The organism is Corynebacterium sp. HMSC28B08 (genome assembly GCF_001806865.1).
GTDB lineage: Bacteria > Actinomycetota > Actinomycetes > Mycobacteriales > Mycobacteriaceae > Corynebacterium > Corynebacterium auriscanis.
In genome coordinates this window covers 36,540-56,876 of sequence record NZ_KV786167.1, presented here as the reverse complement: position 1 = coordinate 56,876, position 20,337 = coordinate 36,540, and the positions used below count along the sequence as shown (strand labels likewise).

Annotated in this window: 17 protein-coding genes; 5 read left to right on the top strand and 12 right to left on the bottom strand. The window is 58.8% G+C overall.

Annotated features, from left to right (window positions below):
* The gene (locus tag HMPREF3098_RS10960; RefSeq protein ID WP_083284200.1) at positions 1 to 879 is read left to right on the top strand and encodes a LutC/YkgG family protein; all 879 of its coding nucleotides are present in this window, start codon (positions 1 to 3) and stop codon (positions 877 to 879) included.
* Positions 880 to 941: 62 nt separating this feature from the next.
* Here HMPREF3098_RS10960 and HMPREF3098_RS06105 read toward each other — a convergent pair whose 3' ends face one another.
* Together HMPREF3098_RS06105 and HMPREF3098_RS06100 are read right to left on the bottom strand one after the other, a co-directional pair.
* Positions 942 to 2,246 carry an MFS transporter gene (locus HMPREF3098_RS06105; RefSeq protein ID WP_246815861.1) on the bottom strand — a complete coding sequence of 435 codons (1,305 nt, stop codon included), beginning with the start codon at positions 2,244 to 2,246 and terminating at the stop codon, positions 942 to 944.
* A gap of 211 nt (positions 2,247 to 2,457) precedes the next feature.
* Positions 2,458 to 3,507 carry a bile acid:sodium symporter family protein gene (locus HMPREF3098_RS06100; protein WP_070434395.1) on the bottom strand — a complete coding sequence of 350 codons (1,050 nt, stop codon included), beginning with the start codon at positions 3,505 to 3,507 and terminating at the stop codon, positions 2,458 to 2,460.
* 164 nt (positions 3,508 to 3,671) lie between these two features.
* Here HMPREF3098_RS06100 and HMPREF3098_RS06095 point away from each other — a divergent pair, with 164 nt between their 5' ends.
* Positions 3,672 to 4,364, top strand: a complete 693-nt coding sequence (locus HMPREF3098_RS06095) for an NADPH-dependent F420 reductase (protein WP_070434394.1) — start codon at positions 3,672 to 3,674, stop codon at positions 4,362 to 4,364.
* Here HMPREF3098_RS06095 and HMPREF3098_RS06090 read toward each other — a convergent pair.
* The 6 genes from HMPREF3098_RS06090 to HMPREF3098_RS06065 form a co-directional block, all read right to left on the bottom strand.
* Positions 4,354 to 5,817, bottom strand: coding sequence for an MFS transporter (locus HMPREF3098_RS06090; RefSeq protein ID WP_035115383.1), 1,464 nt, complete (start codon positions 5,815 to 5,817; stop codon positions 4,354 to 4,356). The two genes, HMPREF3098_RS06095 and HMPREF3098_RS06090, sit on opposite strands and share 11 nt — an antisense overlap.
* 33 nt (positions 5,818 to 5,850) lie before the next feature.
* Positions 5,851 to 6,951 carry a nucleoside hydrolase gene (locus HMPREF3098_RS06085; RefSeq protein ID WP_070434393.1) on the bottom strand — a complete coding sequence of 367 codons (1,101 nt, stop codon included), beginning with the start codon at positions 6,949 to 6,951 and terminating at the stop codon, positions 5,851 to 5,853.
* Entirely contained in the window at positions 6,948 to 8,000 is a 1,053-nt protein-coding gene (locus HMPREF3098_RS06080; protein ID WP_083284194.1) for a ribokinase, read from the bottom strand. The genes HMPREF3098_RS06085 and HMPREF3098_RS06080 overlap by 4 nt, the downstream gene beginning before the upstream one ends.
* Before the next feature lie 57 nt (positions 8,001 to 8,057).
* Positions 8,058 to 8,786 (bottom strand): response regulator, encoded by a 729-nt coding sequence (locus HMPREF3098_RS06075; protein WP_070434392.1) that lies wholly within the window; start codon positions 8,784 to 8,786, stop codon positions 8,058 to 8,060.
* The gene (locus HMPREF3098_RS06070) at positions 8,787 to 10,127 is read right to left on the bottom strand and encodes a sensor histidine kinase (RefSeq protein ID WP_052095130.1); all 1,341 of its coding nucleotides are present in this window, start codon (positions 10,125 to 10,127) and stop codon (positions 8,787 to 8,789) included. It lies immediately after the preceding gene.
* Between the two features lie 86 nt (positions 10,128 to 10,213).
* Positions 10,214 to 10,816 carry an SdpI family protein gene (locus tag HMPREF3098_RS06065; RefSeq protein ID WP_035115379.1) on the bottom strand — a complete coding sequence of 201 codons (603 nt, stop codon included), beginning with the start codon at positions 10,814 to 10,816 and terminating at the stop codon, positions 10,214 to 10,216.
* Positions 10,817 to 10,944: 128 nt separating this feature from the next.
* Here HMPREF3098_RS06065 and HMPREF3098_RS06060 point away from each other — a divergent pair, with 128 nt between their 5' ends.
* Positions 10,945 to 13,857, top strand: coding sequence for a leucine--tRNA ligase (locus HMPREF3098_RS06060; RefSeq protein WP_070434391.1), 2,913 nt, complete (start codon positions 10,945 to 10,947; stop codon positions 13,855 to 13,857).
* 7 nt (positions 13,858 to 13,864) lie between these two features.
* On the opposite strand, the gene HMPREF3098_RS06055 is transcribed toward HMPREF3098_RS06060, so the two are convergent.
* The 4 genes from HMPREF3098_RS06055 to HMPREF3098_RS06040 form a co-directional block, all read right to left on the bottom strand.
* A complete protein-coding gene (locus HMPREF3098_RS06055; RefSeq protein ID WP_070434390.1) occupies positions 13,865 to 14,305 on the bottom strand; it encodes a hypothetical protein in 441 nt (146 codons plus the stop codon).
* A gap of 189 nt (positions 14,306 to 14,494) precedes the next feature.
* A complete protein-coding gene (locus tag HMPREF3098_RS06050; RefSeq protein WP_070434464.1) occupies positions 14,495 to 15,442 on the bottom strand; it encodes a universal stress protein in 948 nt (315 codons plus the stop codon).
* A gap of 52 nt (positions 15,443 to 15,494) precedes the next feature.
* Positions 15,495 to 15,986, bottom strand: coding sequence for a MarR family winged helix-turn-helix transcriptional regulator (locus tag HMPREF3098_RS06045; RefSeq protein WP_035115376.1), 492 nt, complete (start codon positions 15,984 to 15,986; stop codon positions 15,495 to 15,497).
* Positions 15,987 to 16,044: 58 nt separating this feature from the next.
* Positions 16,045 to 17,157: an inositol-3-phosphate synthase gene (locus HMPREF3098_RS06040; RefSeq protein WP_070434389.1), complete on the bottom strand. Its 1,113-nt coding sequence runs from the start codon at positions 17,155 to 17,157 to the stop codon at positions 16,045 to 16,047.
* A 116-nt stretch (positions 17,158 to 17,273) separates the two neighbouring features.
* Here HMPREF3098_RS06040 and HMPREF3098_RS06035 point away from each other — a divergent pair, with 116 nt between their 5' ends.
* Positions 17,274 to 17,672 carry a DUF5318 family protein gene (locus HMPREF3098_RS06035; RefSeq protein WP_235700810.1) on the top strand — a complete coding sequence of 133 codons (399 nt, stop codon included), beginning with the start codon at positions 17,274 to 17,276 and terminating at the stop codon, positions 17,670 to 17,672.
* 521 nt (positions 17,673 to 18,193) lie between these two features.
* Positions 18,194 to 20,272, top strand: coding sequence for a transglycosylase domain-containing protein (locus HMPREF3098_RS06030; RefSeq protein WP_070434463.1), 2,079 nt, complete (start codon positions 18,194 to 18,196; stop codon positions 20,270 to 20,272).
* Positions 20,273 to 20,337: the final 65 nt, after the last annotated feature.

The window sequence follows — 20,337 nt, the reverse complement described above, 5'->3', positions numbered from 1 at the left end:
ATGGCCGCTAAGCAGACAACGGCGAAACAGGACATTCTCGCGCGCATCAACTCTGCCCTTGGGCCTTCTGCCACCGGATCGCGGCCCGCTTCTGAGCCATCTAGGTCCTATCGCCGCGACGGCGCCAGGCAAGGTGAAGAGCTGCGGTCTTTGCTGGTTGATCGCTTGAAGGATTACGACGCCACCGTGACCATCGTCGACGAAGCCGACCTGCCGGGTGCTATCCGTGACTTGGTGACTGGTGGGAGGTCCGAGCAGGGATCTCTGAAACATGAATCGAATGCTGATGCGGAATCGGGGCCAGATGCTTCCCGCGATGATGTGATCATTGCGCCCATGGCGGTTCCGGACGAGTGGTTCCGGGAGCTTGAGGGCGCGGGACTTAGCGTGCTGCGGGATGGCGACGGTTCCGAACGCACTGGGTTAGCTGGCGGCGCGGGGTTGGCTGGCGGCGCTGGGTCAGTTGGCGGCGCTGGGTCAGTTGGCGGCGCTGGGCTAACTGATGACGCTGGGCGGCTTGGAAAAGCGCGAGCAGTCACCGCAGATTTCCTAACGCAGGAACAAATCAATGCAGCTGCTGCCGTCGTGACGGGGTCTGCGGTGACTATTGCCGATACAGGCACGATCGTGCTGGCGGGTGCGGAATCTGGGCGTCGAATCACAACATTGCTGCCGGATCATCACGTAGTAGTGGTGGCGGAATCCAGCATCGTAGAGCTGGTCCCTGAAGCGGTCTCCTACCTGCGAGAACAAGGACTGCACACAGAACCGATGACGATGGTCTCGGGGCCCAGTGCGACCGTGGATATTGAACTAATCCGCGTGCACGGTGTGCATGGGCCGCGGCAGTTAGATGTGGTGATTGTGGCGGATCGCTAAGGGGCTTTCACGCTCACGCTCGCCAAGAGACTGCACATTGATGGATAAGGGCTGATGCCAGATTATTGGTTGTCGATTGTGGAGTGGATGCGGTCGTCACGCATAGTGATGACTGCAATGAGACCGATAAGGGCAACGACCGAAACGTAAATGGGGAACACCCACGCTAGATTGATGTTCTTTAACCCTAGAGCTGCGTATTCTGCGGACCCACCGAAGAGGGAATTGCCCACGGCGTAGGTAAAGCCCACGCCGAGTCCGCGAACGTGTGTGGGAAACATTTCAGCTTTCAGAATGCCTGAAATTGAGGTGTAAAATGAAACGAAAACTAAAACGAAGAACACTAATCCGCCTGCAATCCAGACATTTTGCTGCCCCGTCAAGATCTTAAAAAATGGGATCGGCAGAATAACCATTGCAATGATGTAGATCAGCATCGTGTTCTTGCGCCCGATTCTGTCGGAGAGCCACCCGACGGCTGGTTGCAGGAGCATGAAAAGAAACAGGCACGCGGTCATGATCCGAGTGGTTTCTGCTTTCGAAATGTCATTAGTGTTGATGAGAAACTTCTGCATGTAGGTCGTGAATGTGTAAAACGTTAGGGACCCTACTGCAGTGATACCTAGCACGACGAGCACCGGGCGTGGGTAAGACAGGAGTTCCCGGAGACTTCCGGAATCATCCTTTGTTGTACTGCTTTCGTCGACGGTCTCCTCCAGCGTATTGCGCAACCATAGGGAAACCAGAGCAGCAATGGCACCCAGGACGAATGGTAGGCGCCACCATCCGTTAGATATCTGGTCTTCGGTCAGCACGGTACTCATGATGAGCGCTACCAAGCTGGCAAGAAGCTGGCCACCAATCAACGTCACGTATTGGAATGATGAATAGAAACCGCGCTTACCTGGGGGTGCAATCTCAGACATGTAGGTTGCAACAGATCCGTATTCTCCACCCACGGACAGTCCTTGGACACAGCGAACAAGCAGCAACAAAACAGGCGCGAGTGCACCCACGGTCGCCGCCGTGGGCAGTGAAGCGAGAGCTAATGAACCAGCGCACATCATCAATATGGCGATGAGCATGGACTTCTTACGTCCCTGCCGGTCGGCGATCCGCCCGAAGATGTACCCACCCAATGGTCGCATAAGAAATCCGACAAAGAAGATCGCGGCGGTGCTCATCAAAGCGCCAGTTTGGCCGGTTCCGGCGAAGAATCTCTCGGCAAAGTACACGCTGAAAAATGCATATGTGTAGAAGTCGAACCATTCCACCAGGTTGCCACTGGAAGCCGCGATGATTGTTTTAGTCATCTGCTTACGATCAGTAGCAGAATCGCCACCATCGTGTTCTACAGTCCTAGCCACTGACGCCCTTAATCTTGCGCTCTCGGTTCGTTCAGCCATAGTGATTTTCCGTCTCGTTTGCTAAGTCAAAGCACTCTAACGCGGACCGGGCTCTAATAAGCACGTGTCTTTTGGTCAAAGCAACTAAATGGATACTCTATGCATCATCCCAAATAGCTTGTGCCTCTTTCATTAGCAACGTCTCGTTCCTCCCCCTATCCGAGGTGAGTACCTACCACGTCCGCGCGTCCTCGGCGATCTTGTCCCGCCCATCGGGGCCGGCGCCTTCGTCTACCCATTTCGCTAGGTAGGTAGAAGCCCGCATCGAACAGATAATCAATTGCACTTGGTGGAAAATCATCAGCGGCAGAATCAGTAGCCCCAAGCCACCGGAACCGAACATCACGGCAGCCATCGGCAAACCAGAGGCCAGAGACTTCTTCGTCCCGGCAAATTGGATCGCCACTTGGTCTTGGTAATTGAAGCCCATCGTGCGAGCCACGAAGCTGGTGATTGATAGCAGCAGGTACACCAGCACCATAGAGCCAATGACTAACCCGATCAAGGTCATCCAGCTTACGGAGCTCCACACACCTTCAACCACGCCTTCGGAGAAGCTCGTGTACACCACCAGTCCAATGGAGATCTGATCCACCTTTTTCGTCAGTGGAGATGCCGCGAACTTGTGCACCCATGGGCGCAGCACCTGCCCCACCACAAACGGAAGCAACAATTGAACGGCGATGTTGATGAACGTGGAGGCGTCGATATGAAGGCCCCCGGAGTTGCTCATGAGAAGAAGCACCAGCAGCGGTGTAAACACTACACCCACCAGGGAAGAAACGCTGGCGGCGACGATGGACGCGGCAACGTGGCCACGTGCGATAGAGGTGAATGCTACGGAAGACTGCACGGTGGAGGGAACGAGGGTGCAAAACAGGATACCCAGGTACATTTCCTCGCCGACCACGGCTTTGAGAGGGTACATCGCCAACCCGATCAGTGGGAACATAACGAATGTAAAGATCATGATCAGGAGGTGTAGCTTCCAGTGCAGCAGGCCTTTCAGAGCTTCCTGGGGGCTCAACCGTGCGCCGTAGAGGAAGAACAACAGGCCAATTGCGACCTTCACGACCCAATCGGCAACGTCGGCAGCTTCACCACGAACTGGAACAATGAGCGCGGCAATCACCGCGACGACAATGAGGATGATGAGGAGATCCGGCCGGTAGCTAAGCACCCGCTGGATCACGCTGGGGGTTGTGCGATCGGACTTTCTCATTGCCTCAGGGTATCTAACATTTTTTTCGACGCCTCCCCGTTTCGCCTTTTCAACCCCTTAATTGCACACCCGTGGGTCGGAAAAATGGAATTGGATGGGAATAATTCTGCGGACGTTGGGGTTAAACCTCATATTCAATTTGCATCCAACCAAGGAGGAAGACCATGAAGACGATTGGTTTTATCGGAGCTGGCCTGATCGGAGCCACGGTTGCGCGTTTGTCAGTGCAGGCGGGTTACAACGTGGTGATGAGTAATTCCCGTGATCCTCGCACGCTGCTGCCCCTAACGCAGGCTCTGGGCCCCAACGCTCGGGCAGCCACCGCGGAAGAAGCTGCCCAGGCTGGCGATATCGTTGTGGTGACCATTCCCCTGAATGCCCTGAAAGAGATTCCGACCGAGTCTCTGCAAGGCAAGGTTGTCATTGACACCAGTAACTACTACGAGCAGCGCGATGGGTTCATTGAGGAGCTCGCTAGCCGTAAGATCACGACCTCACAGATTTTGCAGGACCGCGTGCCGGAGGCGAAGGTTGTGAAAACCTTCAACAACATCAACTTCCGTCACCTGGGTGAATTGGCCCGCCCGGCCGATGCCAACGAACGGACGTCGCTGGTCATCGCTGGTAATGATGAATCCGCCAAGGACGAGGTCCGCCAGTTCTTGGATTCGATCGGTTACGGCACGGTCGATGCGGGTCCGTTGTCGGAGGGCTGGCGCTATGACAATGGTCAGCCTGCCTACGGCGAACCATACTTGCCAGAGGGCGCAAACCCCACCTCCATTCTCGACATGGGCCCAGGTCACTTGGCCACTGACGAGGAAATCAAGAAGGCGCTGGAAGCTGCTACGAGGTAGCGGTAACTAGTGCCCCATCGAGTTCGGAGGTGGTGGTTTTCGGGATGAGCATGCTGGTCAGCACGCTTACTCCCAACACCACTGCCCCAGCGATGAACGCGGTGGTGTAACCCGCCGTGGAATCCGATCCGGCCGGAGATCCGGCTACCATGAAAACCGGCAAGATAGCGAAGGATAGTCCGGCGCCTAGGTTGAAGGCCGCGGAGTTCATACCTGGCAGGAATCCCTCGTAATCCTTCGGGGAATTCACCACACCCAGGTTGTTCAGGACGATGTTTCCGATGCCAGCGTAAGTAACACCCAGCAGGATCACCACGGCGATGAGCGTGAGCTTGGAGTGCACGCCCACAAAGGCCAACACCAGCAGCAGTAGTGCGGAGGCTAGGTTGGCGATGCGGATCAACCGGGAGTAACCAATTTTTGGCGCTAGACGGCCTGCGAAGGGGCCGACGAACCAGCCGACCAGTGCATAAGGTGTGAGCATCACAAGGCTGGCGAAGTCGGGCTTCATGCCGAATCCCGCATCGGCGTTTTGTGCCAGAGAGATTGCCACGCCGTTGACGGCTGCGAACACGCCGGTCATCGTCAACACTGTGGTAAGCAGCAGCGCCCATGTTTGGCGCAGGCGCAGGTACTTCGGTGCAACCAGTGGCTGGTCGTGCTTGTTTTCCCATGCCCAGAACAAGGCAAACACCAGCAAGCCACCCAAGATCAACCACCCCACCAGCATCCAGTTTGCACCAGCGGGCAGGGAGGCCTTGCCGATCTCATTGGCGGCCATGGTCAGCGAGAGCACGGAGATCACCAGCAAAACCGCTCCCAGCCAATCCATCTTCACGTTGTCGGAAGGCTTCGATTCGGGCGCCCACATGGCCACAACCGCGGTGGCGATGGCGCCGATAATGCCGATCAGCCAAAACACGGAACGGAAGCCCCAGTTCTCAGCCATCCAGCCGGAGATCAGAACGTCCAAACCGGCCACGCCACCGTTGACGGCAGCGATAAGGCCCATGAGTGTGCCTAGACGCACTTCTTCTTTCACCTGGCTGCGCAAGATGATCAACGTCATTGGGATGGTGGGACCGGCGATGCCCTGCATGGCGCGCGCAGCCATCAACACGCCCACATTCGGGGCCAGAGCTGCGATGATTCCGCCAACGGCCATCACCGCCAGCATTACGATCAGCACCTTGCGTCGGCCGATGATGTCCGACAGGCGTGGCAGGAATAGGCCACACATGGCACCGCCGGTGAAAAACGCGGTTTGGGATAGGCCCACGGTGGATTCGTCAGTATTCAGCTCTTCGGCCATGGTGCGAAGCACCGGTGACAACATGGAGGCATTGAGCTGGAACGCGACGGCGGCGGTGATCAGCACCGCCATGAGCAGCGGCAAACCACCTTTCCTCGAGTCAATGGGATCTGCAGTGGTTAGGGCAGCTGGCGTGGTCATGGGTTAGAGATTATCGCACCCCGGGCCGTAGCGTTAACCTCGAAAACCTGTGTTGCCGATTCGGCGTAGGGCGTCGACTAAAAGATCAAAGAAACGTTCCACATCAACATCCACACCCACACGGTGACGCACCGGTTCCTGCATTTCGCCGTAAGTTTCCAATCCCGCGGCCGCGTAGTCATCAGATAGGCCCAACGCAGAAGGATCACCGGGGTTCTCCGCAGTCTGGTGCTGTGCGCCCCAAGTGCGGCGAAGGTCCACGACTGTCATTCCGCGGGTGAATTCACCGCGAGTTTCTACTGCGACGGGTGCTGCCACCGTGGTTAGTACCTCTGGGTCGGCAACGGCGGCGACGGCAAGGGCATCGTGCAACGGTGGTCCCGGGTAGCGGCGCAGGTCCATGTAGGACGTGCCGAAGAATTCCACGAGTTCAGCCACGAACTCCGCCACATCGGTGCCCACTTCCCGGATCTGCTTCATCCGCGCGGGCACGGCGAGCACCTTGTGCGTGACGTCCAATCCCACCATCGTCACAGGCCAAGCGGCATCAAACACGATCTTGGCCGCTTCGGGGTCTGCCAGGATGTTGAACTCTGCCGCGGGGGTCATGTTGCCGGTGTGGTGCCCGCCACCCATGAGTGTCACCCCGGCCACACGTTCCACGAGGTGTGGGTACGTGCGTGCGAAGAGTGCAATATTCGTAAGTGACCCGGTGGGTACCAGCCTGATTGTCCCCGGTTCCGCTTGTTCGATAATGTGCGCCATCAGCTCAATTGCGTGGGTTTTTTCTAATTCGACGCCCGCCTCTGGCAACTGCGGTCCATCCAAGCCACTTTCACCGTGGATGGCCTCGGGGATCAGCTGGGGTGCAACCAGGGGGCGGTCAGCTCCAGCAGCGAAGGGCACACCGGTGATCTTGCCCACGCGGGCAAGAGCCCGCGCGTTGGCGGTGACCTTTTCGAGCGTTTGGTTACCTGCCACAGTGGTGACCGCAAGCAGGTCGATGTTGGGATTACCCCAGGCCAAAAGCATGGCAATGGCGTCATCGTGGCCGGGATCGCAGTCTAGGATGATCCGGCGTGGGGTGGAACCGCCTCCCGTTGCGTGGGTGCTAGTAGCTGCGGTGGTCGTCATCGGTTTTCTCCTTCAAGTTTGGCAGCGTCGTCCGCTGCCAATGTACGTACTTGCTGGCCCGTAGCGTAAGAACCAGCCGCGCCGGGCTTTTGAGTGGCTAGGGAACCCGCGGCGACAGCCAGTCTCGTGGCCTCCGCCAACGAAGCACCCGTCGCAACGGCCGCCGCCAACGTTCCGCAGAAAGCATCCCCCGCCCCGGTAGTGTCCACGATCGTGTCCACCTTCGGGGCGGGCACGCGGGTCACTCCATCGCTATCGATGACCGCAGCGCCTTCAGCCCCCAAGGTCACGACAGCGCTGCGCGAAACCCGGGTGAGCGCGGTGAAAATTTCCTCCATCGGAGTTTCGCGCGACACCCCGGTGATATCGGCGGCTTCCAGCTCATTGAGGATCAGCGGATCAGCCGCCGCCACGAGATCGGGATCCTTTGTTGTCACGGGCGCCAAGTTCAAAAACAGCCGCGCACCAGCAGCCTTGGCGAGCGCCGGAAGCTCCGCGGAATGAGCGGGTGTCAGCTCTCCCTGGGCCAGCACCACTGGCATTGGGCGGGTGGCGGAAAGCTCCTTCACCAGGTCCACATGTGCTGCGGGGTTGGTCAGCTCGTTCGCCCCAGATGTGACGATGATGATGTTCTCCCCGGAGGCGTCATTCATAATGAAAGCCTGACCAGTGGGTTCGTTGGTCCGGGCAATGAATTCCGTGTTCACGCCATGCTGCTGCAGCTCCTTGATCGCCAACAGCGCCAGCGGATCCAAGGGCTCGGTGGGATTATTTGCGCTGGTCTGCCCCACGGAAGCCAGCAGCAGGGTCTCCACCCCCATGTGAGCGGAAGCCACCGCCTGGTTGGCCCCCTTTCCGCCCAACCCCTGCAGACCGCGCCGGCCGATCACCGTCTCTCCCGGTGTGGGGAATTGTTGCAGGCCCACAAAGGTATCTACGTTGATGGACCCACACACCACCACGACGGGTGATTGATCTTGAATATCCCCCGCCGCCCCGCTCGGCCCCAGCGAAGCATTGGCTGTTTGGTTTCCGTGCCCGTTATCCATGTGCTCGATCGTAGTTCACACTTCGGACACCCGTCGGGCGCCCCTAGGCCGGTGCAATTAATCGCGCACAACGGCGATCGCAATCTGCACGCGGTTGCTGACCTGCAATTTCTCCAGAATCCGCGCGACATGGGTCTTCACCGTAGGGATGCTGATGTACAGCTTTTCAGCGATCTCGGCATTACCCATTCCCTGCGCGATGAGCAGCGCCAACTCCTTTTCGCGTGGGCTCAACACGTCCAAGCGGCGCGCAGCCGGGGACCCCTCAAAGCCCGCACCGGTCTTCGCAGTCACTGGCTCCCCTCCCCCATCGCTCGCCGCCGAGCCACCGCCTATACCGCCATCCCGTCCATGGCCAGCCATCCCAACCAGCTTCGATAGCACCTCGGCGCTTAGCAGTTGCTGGCCTGCCGCAGCCGCTTTGATGCTCCGCACCAGCGCCTCCGGAGCGGTCGTCTTCAGCAGGAATCCCACCGCCCCCGCCTCCAGCGATCGCAGAATAAACGCATCTGTATCGAAAGCCGTCAGCATAATGACCGGCACGTCTATCCCCAGCTCTCGAAGCGTGGCGACCGCCTCAATGCCCGTCATGACCGGCATGCGAATGTCCATCAGCACCACGTCTGGCCGCTTGCGCTGAATGACTTCTATAGCCATCTTGCCGTTGCTGGCCTCCCCCACCACGTCGATGCCCTCGGCGCCATCCAGCATCAGCACCAACCCTTTCCGCAACAGCGCCTCATCATCGATAACGGCAATTCGGGTCGCTTCTCCACTGGTTGTCATCTACGCATCCTTTTTCGTCGCGGTGCTTAGTTTTTTATCCGACGCCAACGGCAGCCTAACCTCTACCGTGAACTGGCCCGCATTCACCCTGGTCTCGAAAGACCCGCCACTGAGCTTCACGCGTTCCGCCAAACCTGTCAGGCCCAGATGGGCAGAATCCGAGAGGAAACTGGCCCGGTTCGCGGAATTATTCAACGGCAAGGGGTTCGAAAGCTGCAGAAAGAACCACTGTCCGTGATCACTGCGGCGCCGAGCAGTAATGGATACGGTCTGGCCGGGGGCATGCTTGCGCGCATTAGTCAGGCATTCCTGAACCACCCGATGCAGGGCGTGCGTAGCCAGCGTGTCCAACTCGGATGGGTCGGGAGCATCACTGATATCCAGCGCGATGGAGTTACCAGCAGCACGTGCTTGCTCTACCAATTGCTCCAGGTCGAGGCGTGGATCCACGTCCTGCGGCCCATCCTCATGGAGGGCTGTAAGGACTGTCTTCAGTTCCTCGACCGCAGCCTCAGCCTGTTCCCTAATGGTTGTCGCAGTCTGGCGGACCGAGGTGGCGTCGAGATTGTCCCGAAAAGCCAACGCGCCCGAATGTACGGCGATGAGGCTCAGCCGGTGAGACAGCGAGTCGTGCATATCCCGGGCAATCCGGGTGCGCTCTTCACGTTGAGCCAGGTGGCGTTGCTGGTCGATGTGTTCCGAGGAGAATCGTGCTTCCTCCATCAGGTGCCACCATTCGGTGCGAGCTCGGCCACGGTGCAGACCAATAAAAACGGCAGGTGATAGGACCAAAAGCGGTGCGCAGAGGTAACCGAGGATATACCAGAGATCCTTGTCTAACAGGCTCTCGGAGGTGGCCGGGGACCAGGAGAGGTAGAGGTCGGCACTGGCGGAAACAAAGAAAGCGCCCGCGGCCATCCACGTCCACTTGCTTAAAGGTCGGGCGGCCAGAGAGATAGCGGCGGCGAAGATGAAGGGTGCCGCACCGGAAGAAAATGCCAGCGCAGCCAACACGACATTAGCGATCATGGCCCAACGCGGGCCAGCGAAAACCCGTTGGGGATCTGTATGTGGCTGAGTGAGTTCGCGGGGATCGTGCCGCAGCGCAATAGGAAAAACGATAACGGCAGCAATGAACGCCATAAACTGGGCCACCATATAGAAGCCATACCCGATCGGAACGTCCCGATGGGCGTTCGTAAATTCGTCGAGAACCTCGCCAGTGCCCCACATCTGAAGTATCAGGCCGATGAGGATCAATCCGGTGCTGAACAGGAAATACGTCCACTTCGGGCGAACGAATTTCTGCCGAGCTACGTCAATCATTTCCACGCGGTGCATGACTGTCACAGTAGATTCCGCTTACTCGGTAGACTATCGGCCGAAGGAACGATTTATGGGAAGGCCACGTTGGGGGCGTGGGTGAGTTATATATTGCGTTGCGCTACCGCGCGCCGAGCAGCATCCATATCCACCTGGGGCTTGGCGGTGGTCGTCGCAGAAGTTTTGGCTGCATCGAAGGCCGCTCCCCCGCCCTCACACGAACCGTTGAGTGCACAGGAACCGCAAGCGTTTCCGCTCGCACATGCTTCGGCGCTGGCGACGTCCCCGCAACTGTCGGTGCCGGAATCGGCAGCCCCACTGCCGCCGCAGCAGCCACCCGCGGCATCCTCAGCAGCGACTTCCGCGTGCAGCCGCTGGGCGTCAACCCGGGCCATAGTGTGAGAAGCCAACGCCGCACCCAACCCCAATAGGAACACGGCACCGACCACCAGCAAAGCCAGGACCAGCCACATCCAACCGGAAACCCTCGCGCTCAGAAGTGCTGCGCCTAGGAGGACCGCACCTGCGCCCGCCCAGGCCGGCCCCGCGATTTTGTGTCCCATGATCCAGTTCTCTTTGGACTTACGAACCTCGGGAATCCGCAGGCCAACCGCGGAATTTCCGGGTAGGTTGCCCGTCAGCGCCATAATCCCCACTGTTAGAACAGCGATCCCAAGAATTGCCAGGACAATTGTCAGCACGATCATGCGTTTTAGTGTATTCCGCGTGCAATGGATTCACTAATTCTCGATAAGTCGGCGATGGAGGGCCGGGCGGGCGATCACAACAGGGCTTGTCACCACAATGTCTGCTCTACCCACTACAATTGCCAAGCATGAATACGCCTGCAGATAACTCTTTCCGCTACACCCCTGAGCTGGCGGCGCAGATCGAACAGCGCTGGCAGAAGCACTGGGCTGACCAGGGGACATTTAACACGCCCAACCCCGTGGGCGCGCTCGCCTCCGATAGCGGTAAGGACCTTCCGCAGGACCGTAAGTTCATCCAGGACATGTTCCCCTACCCCTCCGGTGTTGGTCTGCACGTTGGCCACCCGCTGGGTTATATCGCCACTGATGTGTACGCGCGCTTCCAGCGCATGAACGGGGCGAATGTTTTGCACACGCTGGGTTATGACGCATTTGGCCTGCCCGCCGAGCAATATGCTGTGCAGACCGGCACGCACCCGCGCACCACGACCATGGCCAATATCGAAAACATGGAGCGTCAGCTTGGGCGTTTGGGTCTGGGCCACGACAAGCGCCGCGCGGTGGCCACCACGGATGAGGACTTCTACCGCTGGACGCAGTGGATTTTCCTGCAGATTTACAACTCGTGGTTTGACCCGGAGGCCACCAACGAATCCGGTTCGAAGGGCAAGGCCCGTCCCATCGCGGAGCTGGAGGCAAAACTAGCTTCCGAGCGCGATGATTGGGCCACTCTCACTCCTGCACAAAAGCAGGCAATTCTCGACGAGTACCGCTTGGTGTACCGCTCTAACTCCACGGTGAACTGGTGCCCTGGTTTGGGAACTGTGTTGGCGAACGAGGAGGTCACAGCCGACGGGCGTTCCGAACGTGGCAACTTCCCCGTCTTCCGTAAGAACCTGCAGCAGTGGATGATGCGCATCACTGCGTATTCGGATCGCCTCATCGACGATCTCGATTACTTGGATTGGTCGGAGAAGGTCAAGTCCATGCAGCGTAACTGGATTGGTCGCTCGCGCGGCGCGGAGGTCACCTTTATTTCCGACGCCACCCAAGCCACAACCGGTGAATCCGCCGAAATCAAGGTCTTCACCACGCGCCCGGACACCCTGTTCGGCGCGACTTACATGGTGCTGGCACCGGAACACGAGTTGGTGGACCAGTTCGTGGCAGCCGCAGCTGCAGCGCATGGTGGTGATTCCGCTGGCGCATACGAAGGCGTGAACGAGCGTTGGACGTATGGTCAGTCCTCCCCTGCTGCTGCAGTGGAGGCATACCGCGACGCCATTTCCGCGAAGTCGGATTTGGAACGCCAGGAGAATAAGGAAAAGACTGGCGTGTTCCTGGGCGTGCACGCCACCAATCCAGTCAACGGCAAGCCTGTTCCAGTGTTCATCGCCGACTACGTGCTGACCGGCTACGGCACGGGCGCGATCATGGCCGTGCCGGCCCATGATGAACGCGACTATGAGTTCGCTCAAACATTTGATTTGCCAATCGTTGAGGTTCTCCAGGGTGGAAACACCCAGGTCGAAGCCTTTACCGAGGATGGACCGCATATAAACTCTGCCAACGAATCCGGTCTCGACCTCAATGGCCTGGGCAAGGAAGAGGCGATCGCCAAGGCGACGCAGTGGTTGGAACAGCGTGGCGTCGGTACAGAAAAAATTCAGTACAAGCTGCGCGACTGGCTGTTCGCGCGCCAGCGTTACTGGGGCGAGCCATTCCCGATCGTGTACGACGAGGACGGTGTGGCGCACGCGCTATCGGAGAGCATGTTGCCCGTCGTGCTGCCCGAAGTAGAGGATTACAAGCCCGTTAGCTTTGATCCGGATGACAAGAATACTGAGCCACAGCCACCACTGGCGAAGGCCAAGGAATGGGTTGAGGTTACGCTGGATCTGGGTGATGGCGAAAAGACCTACTGGCGCGATACCAACGTCATGCCGCAATGGGCGGGTTCCTCGTGGTACCAACTGCGATACATCGATCCGAAGAACGACAATGCCCTGGTAGATATCGAAAATGAACGATACTGGGTGGGTCCGCGCGAGGGGCGCCCGGCCGGTGGTGTGGACCTGTACGTCGGTGGTGTGGAGCATGCCGTGCTGCACCTGTTGTACTCCCGCTTCTGGCACAAGGTGCTCTTTGACCTTGGGCACGTGAGTTCCTTTGAGCCTTACCACCGCCTGTACAACCAGGGCTACATCCAGGCGTATGCCTACACGGATTCCCGTGGCGTGTACGTGCCTGCCGAGAACGTGGAGGAACGCGACGGCAAATTCTTCTACACCCCAGCCGATGGTGGTGCAGAAGTTGAGGTCACCCAGGAATACGGAAAGATGGGCAAATCCCTGAAGAACTCCGTTTCTCCCGATGAGATCTGCGATAACTACGGTGCAGACACCTTGCGTGTGTACGAAATGTCCATGGGGCCACTGGATACATCCCGCCCGTGGGCTACAAAGGATGTAGTGGGTGCGCAGCGCTTCCTGCAACGCGCGTGGCGCTTGGTGGTGAATGAAGGCACGGGCGAGGCCCATGTTTCAGAAGCTGAGTTGACCGATGACGACAACCGCGCTCTGCACCGCGCGGTGGCCGGAATTCACGAGGATTACACGGAGCTGCGCGACAATACGGCCGTGGCCAAACTCATCGAATACGTAAACTATCTGACGAAGACCTACTCCGGTGATGCTCGGGCCCCGCGGGCCGCGGTGGAGCCGCTGGTTCAAATGATGTCACCGGTGGCGCCACACATTGCGGAAGAGATGTGGGAGAAGCTGGGCCACCAAGGCGGACTGACCTACGTGGCTTTCCCAACGTGGGATGAAAAATGGCTGGCAGACGACACGATCGAGTTACCAGTCCAGGTCATGGGTAAGCTGCGCGGACGCATCACCATCGCTGCTGATGCCTCCCGCCAGGATATTGAAAAAGCCGCCTTGGAAGAGCCCAACGTGGTTGGTCATATCGAGGGCAAGACGGTAGCGAAAATCATCGTTGTGCCAGGGAAGATGGTCAACATCGTCGCAAAATAGGGGAGGGCTACACGCCGAGCAGCAAAGCTGCTCCGGCGGAGGTAACCCACGCTAGCCCGTAGGGCATAAGGAACCAGATCACAGCGATCCATGGGCGCCAGCGCTGGTGGCGCCGCCACTTGTCGTAGGTGATCCACACGGACATGAACATGGCACCCATGGAGATCACCGCTGGAACAATCCAAAACGCCAGTTGCATGCCTTCGCTGCAGATCCAGGCGGATTCTCCCGCCTCGCACCGTGGGCCACCCATGAATCGGCTGATCAGGGCTATTGCTAAAGCGAAACCTAGGGTTAGCGCGATGGTGCCGAAGAAGAATACAAAGGTATTCCGGGTGGAACGATTGTTACGCTCTAGACGCAACAGCGGATCCTCAATATAGTCGTCCTCGGTCAGCGGGCGCGTGTATCCGCCACCGTGAACTTCGTCATCGTTGGGGGTGTACATTAAATCCTCCGATCACAACCGCATTTTAGGGTTGGTTTCCACCCTAGACGGAAAGGTTAAAACGCGGCAGCGATGGGGCTGGGAACCTCGGCCGAGCGTGAACAAACCCGCCAAGGGCATAGCGAGGGCATCGCTAGACGGAAAGGTTAAAACGCGGCAGCGATGGAGCACAGCGACCAGGGGAGGGGTCTAAACCGGGCTCACCAACACCGGCACGGGGCTGTGGCGCAGAATCTGGTTGGTGGACGGGCCAATGAAGACCCGGTTGAATTGGCCCAGCTCCGACGAACCCATGACCAGCAGGTCGCCCTTCTTCCATTTCAGTGCGTTAATGGCGCCTGACCAGCCGTAACCACTGCCCACATCCATCTGCACCTTCAGGTCGGGGTGGCGGGTCAACGCGCGGTCACGCCCACGGTCCAGAAGTGCTAGGGCTTGTTCGCGCCATTCCACCATCATGTCCGAGTTGCCATTGAAAGGAACGTTGGTGGGGTACATGGTGGCGCCGGAGGGGGAAAAGGCGACCAAGCGCAGTGGCACTTTCCATCGTGCGGCGAGGTCGGATGCTCGGCGCAACGCCTCATGCGATTGCACGGTATCCACATAGGAGCAGCTCACGCGGGTTACTCCATTTTTAGCGAGCTTCGGGCTACGCGGTGCCAACAGCACAGGCAGGGGGGCACAGTGCAACAGGGCATCCGCAGTAGAACCCATACGAAACCGTCCGCGGGGCGCCGCGGGGTGCGATCCCAGCAAAAGGCAATCGGCTGCAAAGTCTTCCGCGGCTTTGATCAACACCTTTGTCTCCGTCGGTGCGATATCGACAACCGCCGGGTCCTCTTCGGCCAGCATTCCTTGAGGCAATCCCGCACGCCCCAATGCGCCCAAGGCAGAGTCCATGCAGGCCTGCGTTTCAGCCAGTACCCATTCGCGATACTCGTGGAACTCTTCAGAACCCGGCTGGGTCTCCCACGCACGCGGAATCACGGTGGCGGAACGCACGCGAATCTCCTCGGTGCGGCCAATCCATGCAGCTACATCGGCAACTTCCTCGCCCGCGGACTGTGGGCGCCACGCGACCAACAGTCGCAAGGGAGACTTCGGAGCCGCATGCTGCTCTTCGCGACCGCCGTGCAGGTTGGCCACGGGGCCGTGAGAGGCACTGGAAATCTTGTCGGACTTAGCCAATTTAGATGTCTCGTTTGCGGGCGGAATCGTCCGAGTTCAGCTCTCCCTGTTTCTCGATCTGCTCCGTGTAGCGCTCTAGGATTAGTTTGATCAGGGGAGCGGCGGCGTCAGCGAGACGCAGCTCCTCCTCAGTCAAACCTTCCAGCATGCTGGCCAGTTGCTTACTGCGCTCCTCGGAGAGCTTCGCGAGCTCCTCGCGCCCTTTATCAGTCAGGTCAACGCGCACACCGCGGCGGTCGCTGACATCTCGAATGCGTTCAACAAGACCCATCGTTTCAAGCTGATTCACCGCGTTGGACGCGGTTGGCATACGGATGGACTCCGTCGCCGCGATAGCAGAGATACGCATGGGGCCGTTGTCATCCAAGATCATCATGATCGAGAGCTGGGCCATACTGATGTGCGAATGCTCCGCCTGGCGGAAGTACAGCAAGTAAAGGCGAGTTAGTGGCGGCCGCAGCTGGGCCGCGATCTCCAAGGGGTTCGTGGACATACTGTTAAAAGTACATCACTAGTGCAAGAAACGGGGAAAGGTACACCTAGGAAAACAACTATGGGCGGTAGTCAGACGCGCCATTGATGAACTCCTCCAGCTGCGCTCGGGCCACGTCATCGGGCAGTTGTACTGGTGGGGACTTCATCAGGTAGCTAGAAGCGGCGTTCACAGGACCAGCGAGACCCCGGTCCAGAGCGATTTTCGCTGCGCGCACGGCGTCGATAATAATGCCGGCGGAGTTGGGGGAGTCCCACACTTCAAGCTTGTATTCCAAGTTGAGGGGCACCTCACCGAACGCAGAACCCTCCAAGCGGACATAAGCCCACTTGCGGTCATCGAGCCATTCGACGTAATCAGATGGGCCGATGTGAACATTGCGATCAGCGATCTTGCCAGCCAGCGGGCTGGTTTTGAGGTTGGAGGTCACGGCCTGGGTCTTCGAGATCTTTTTGGACTCCAAGCGCTCGCGTTCCAGCATGTTCCGGAAATCCATGTTGCCACCCACATTGAGCTGCATGGTCCGTTCCAAACGGACACCGCGGTCTTCGAAGAGTTTGGCTAGAACACGGTGGGTGATTGTTGCGCCAACTTGGCTTTTGATGTCGTCACCGACGATGGGAAGTCCCGCATCCTCGAATTTCTTCGCCCATTCGGGATCGGAGGCGATGAACACCGGCAACGCATTCACAAATGCACATCCCGCATCGATGGCACACTGGGCGTAAAACTTATCGGCTTCTTCAGAGCCCACGGGCAGGTAGGAAACCACCACATCGGCTTGGGCTTCCTTCAACGCGGATACAACGTCGACGGGCGCTTCGGCGGATTCTTCGATGGCCTCTTGGTAGTAGCGACCCAAGCCATCGTGGGTCGGGCCTCGCTTGACGGTGACTCCGGTGTGGGGAACGTCAGCAATCTTGATGGTGCAGTTGCGGGAACTTTCCATGGCCTCGGAAACGTCCTTGCCAACTTTTTCGGCATCCACGTCGAAGGCGGCAACAACTTTCACATCATCGACGTGGTACGGGCCAAATTGGGTGTGCATCAAACCCGGCACATCTTCATCAACCTTTGCTTCGGCATACCGGTGCACACCCTGAATAAGGGAGGTCGCGCAGTTACCCAAGCCGACGATGGCGATATTTACGGTATTGGAATTAGCAGGCATGGATCCCACGCTAAGTCGCCGGGCCTTGAGGGCTTGCATCGTGGCGCTGGTGTACCGATCAAGCAAGCGTGGTGTACCGATTAAGAACAGTCTCTGGGAGCCGTAGAATGCGTGTCATGGACTTGAAGCGACACGTCGTGGGCAGGGACTTGGAGCGGGCTCGGGTGCTTTCGCAGTTCCGGTCGGGGGAGCTTAGGGCTTCTGATATTTGCGACGCCACCTCGTCCCTCATCGCCTCTGCCGAGGTTTTAGGGCATCGGGCTGAGCGCTTGTGCCCTGTGTGTGGCAGCGAAAAACTGTATGACACACGGTGGATTCACGGTGAGCTATTAGGTGAAAAGTCGGGTACAGCGCGTAGTGTTAAGGAAATAGACGTTGTGCTGGAAGATTTCTCTCAAGGGCGCCTGCAGGCAGAGATGGCTGAGAACCCGGGGGAGATTACCGTGCACATCGTTGAAGTATGCCTGCATTGCAGGTGGAACTTCTTGGTTAGGGTGGAAACGTTTTCCCACTGACCACAGTGCACTCCAGTGCAGAGTAAATAGTTTTTGCAAGCGATCGGGAGCTCGACTAGTTGAGTACTGACAACCAGCCTCCACGGAATCCGAACGGGCAGGGCCGTCCTGGCCCTCGTCGATCACCACAATCGGGCGGACGTTCCTCAGGCAACGATGGCGCAGCGAGGCGCGGCCAGCCTCGTTCCAACCAGCCTCCACGCAAGGGTTCGGGCCAGCCACCACGTCGTGGCTCCGGCCAACCGCCACGGCGCGCAGCCGGGCAGGGCCAGCCACCGCGTAAACCTACTGGTCAGGGTCAGCCTGGCCAGTCAGGTCGTCCGAACCGTTCTGGCCGCCCAGGTCAGCCGCGTCCGCAGGGTAAGCAGAGTAAGCAAGCAAAACGCGGAATGCTCGCCGGATCGACGAAGACTAAGAGCCGCTCGGTGAAGAACGGGAATATCACGGTGCGTACGCGAAGGAAGGCGAGTCTGAAGGACAAATCTTTCTTGCGTAGTCTCTTGGCCGGTTTTGCCGCGCTCATGGTCGTGGCCATTGTGGTTCCACTAGTGGCATTCTTCACTGCTTACGCGGTTACTAAGGTGCCCGAGCCGGAAGAACTGGTCAACAACCAGGTCTCACACATCATGGCTATGGACGGAAAGTCCGAGTTGGCGCGAATCGTTCCCCCGGAGGGCAACCGCCAAAACGTGAAATTGGAAGAGATTCCGCTTCCCGTGCGTCAGGCTGTGCTGGCGGCCGAGGATCGCGATTACTACAACAACCCGGGCTTTTCTATCTCCGGCTACGCGCGCGCGGCCCTAGGCGCCGTCACTGGTAAATCCAGCGCTGGTGGTGGTTCGACTATTACCCAGCAGTACGTGAAAAACGCACTGGTTGGTGATGAGCGGTCGATTACCCGTAAGGCCAAAGAACTGGTGATTTCAGCGAAGATGGCTCGTGAGTGGTCCAAGGATGAGATCCTGCAGGCCTACCTCAATACCATCTACTTTGGCCGTAATGCCTACGGCATCTCGGCGGCATCGCAAGCTTACTTTGGTAAGGATGTCAATAGGCTCACCCCGGCCGAAGGCGCAGTTCTTGCGGCTTCGATCCAGGCCCCCTCGGCGCTGGATCCGTGGACTAACAAGGAGCGCGCGCAGAGCCGCTGGAATTACGTGATGGATGGCATGGTCACGACGGGGGCGCTGAAGCCGGCGGACCGTCAGGCTGCCCGCTACCCGAGGGTTAAGGACCCAGCGACCACGGCAACTACCTCTATCGCCAAAGGTTCCAATGGTCTGATTAAATCCCAGGTCGTCCAAGAACTCGCGGCAGCGGGTATCACTGAGCAGCAGGTCAATACTGGTGGTTTGAAGATCACCACGACCATTGACCCTAGGGCGCAGGCCGCTGCGGTGGAGGAAGCCAAGAACAAGCTCGATGGTCAGCCCGATGACGTGCGAGCAGCTGTGGTCTCGGTCGATCCCCGCAATGGAGGTATCCGCGCCTGGTACGGTGGCGATGATCCCGTGGGTTGGGACTTCGCTAACGCCGGCGTGCAAACGGGTTCGACGTTCAAGATCTTCGCTCTGGCGGCCTACCTCGACCAAGGGGGCAGCCTGTACGACCAATTCGATTCGTCTCCAGTGACCACGGGCAATATCACCGTGAATAACTCCGAGGGCGTGTCGTGTGGGACTTGTTCCATCGCCCAAGCGCTGAAGATGTCTCTTAACACCAGCTTCATCCGCCTGACGCAGTCGCTGAAGGGCGGACCCCAAGATGTGGCCGATATGGCTCACCGTTTGGGCGTCGCCGAAGAGCTACCGGGAATCGGTAAAACGCTGCGGGAAAAGAACGGCCCGCCGTACGAAGGTGTGACATTGGGCCAATACCAGTCGCGTCCATTGGATATGGCATCTGGCCTGGCCACGCTGACGAACGCCGGTAAGTACTACCGCCCTCACTTCGTGCAGAAGGTGGAAAACTCCAATGGCGATGTGCTGTTGGACAACTCCAAGATGAAGGGTGACCAGGTCGTGAAGGAAGACGTTGCAGATAACGTGATTTCTGCAATGCAGCCCATTGCGGCTTATTCCAACGGCAATGTGTTGGCGGGTGGTCGACCATCTGCAGCGAAGACAGGCACCGCGCAGCTGGGCGATACCGGTGAGAATAAAGATGCTTGGATGATCGGTTCCACACCGCAGCTTTCCACTGCGGTGTGGTTCGGCAACCTCAAGAACAAGCCTCTCTACAACGCAGGTGGCGGTTCGATGTACGGCTCCGGTGATCCAGCGCAGGTATGGCGCGCCATGATGGACCGCTCCTTGGATGGTCAGGAGATCCAGTCGTTCCACACGAGCGACGGCACGGAACAATCAGTGCCGGATTCCGGTACGAGCGCTGGAGGGGCAGCGGACCAGGCTCCGATTGAACAGCAAGCTCCCGCCCCCGAGCAGCCCGCTAGCCAGGCGCCAGCACCCGCGCCCGCTCCGGCGCGACCGGCCACTCCGCGTGAGCCGCAGCCGCGCCCCAACCCGGCGCCGGCACCACCACCGCCGGGTGGCAATATCGATGACCTCATTGGTGACTTACTAGGTGGCGGGGGCCGATAGAATAACCCGGCTGTCGCCTCCCGGGCCCCTTTCCCCGGCTTCCCTCTGTAGCGTGGTGGAAGGGG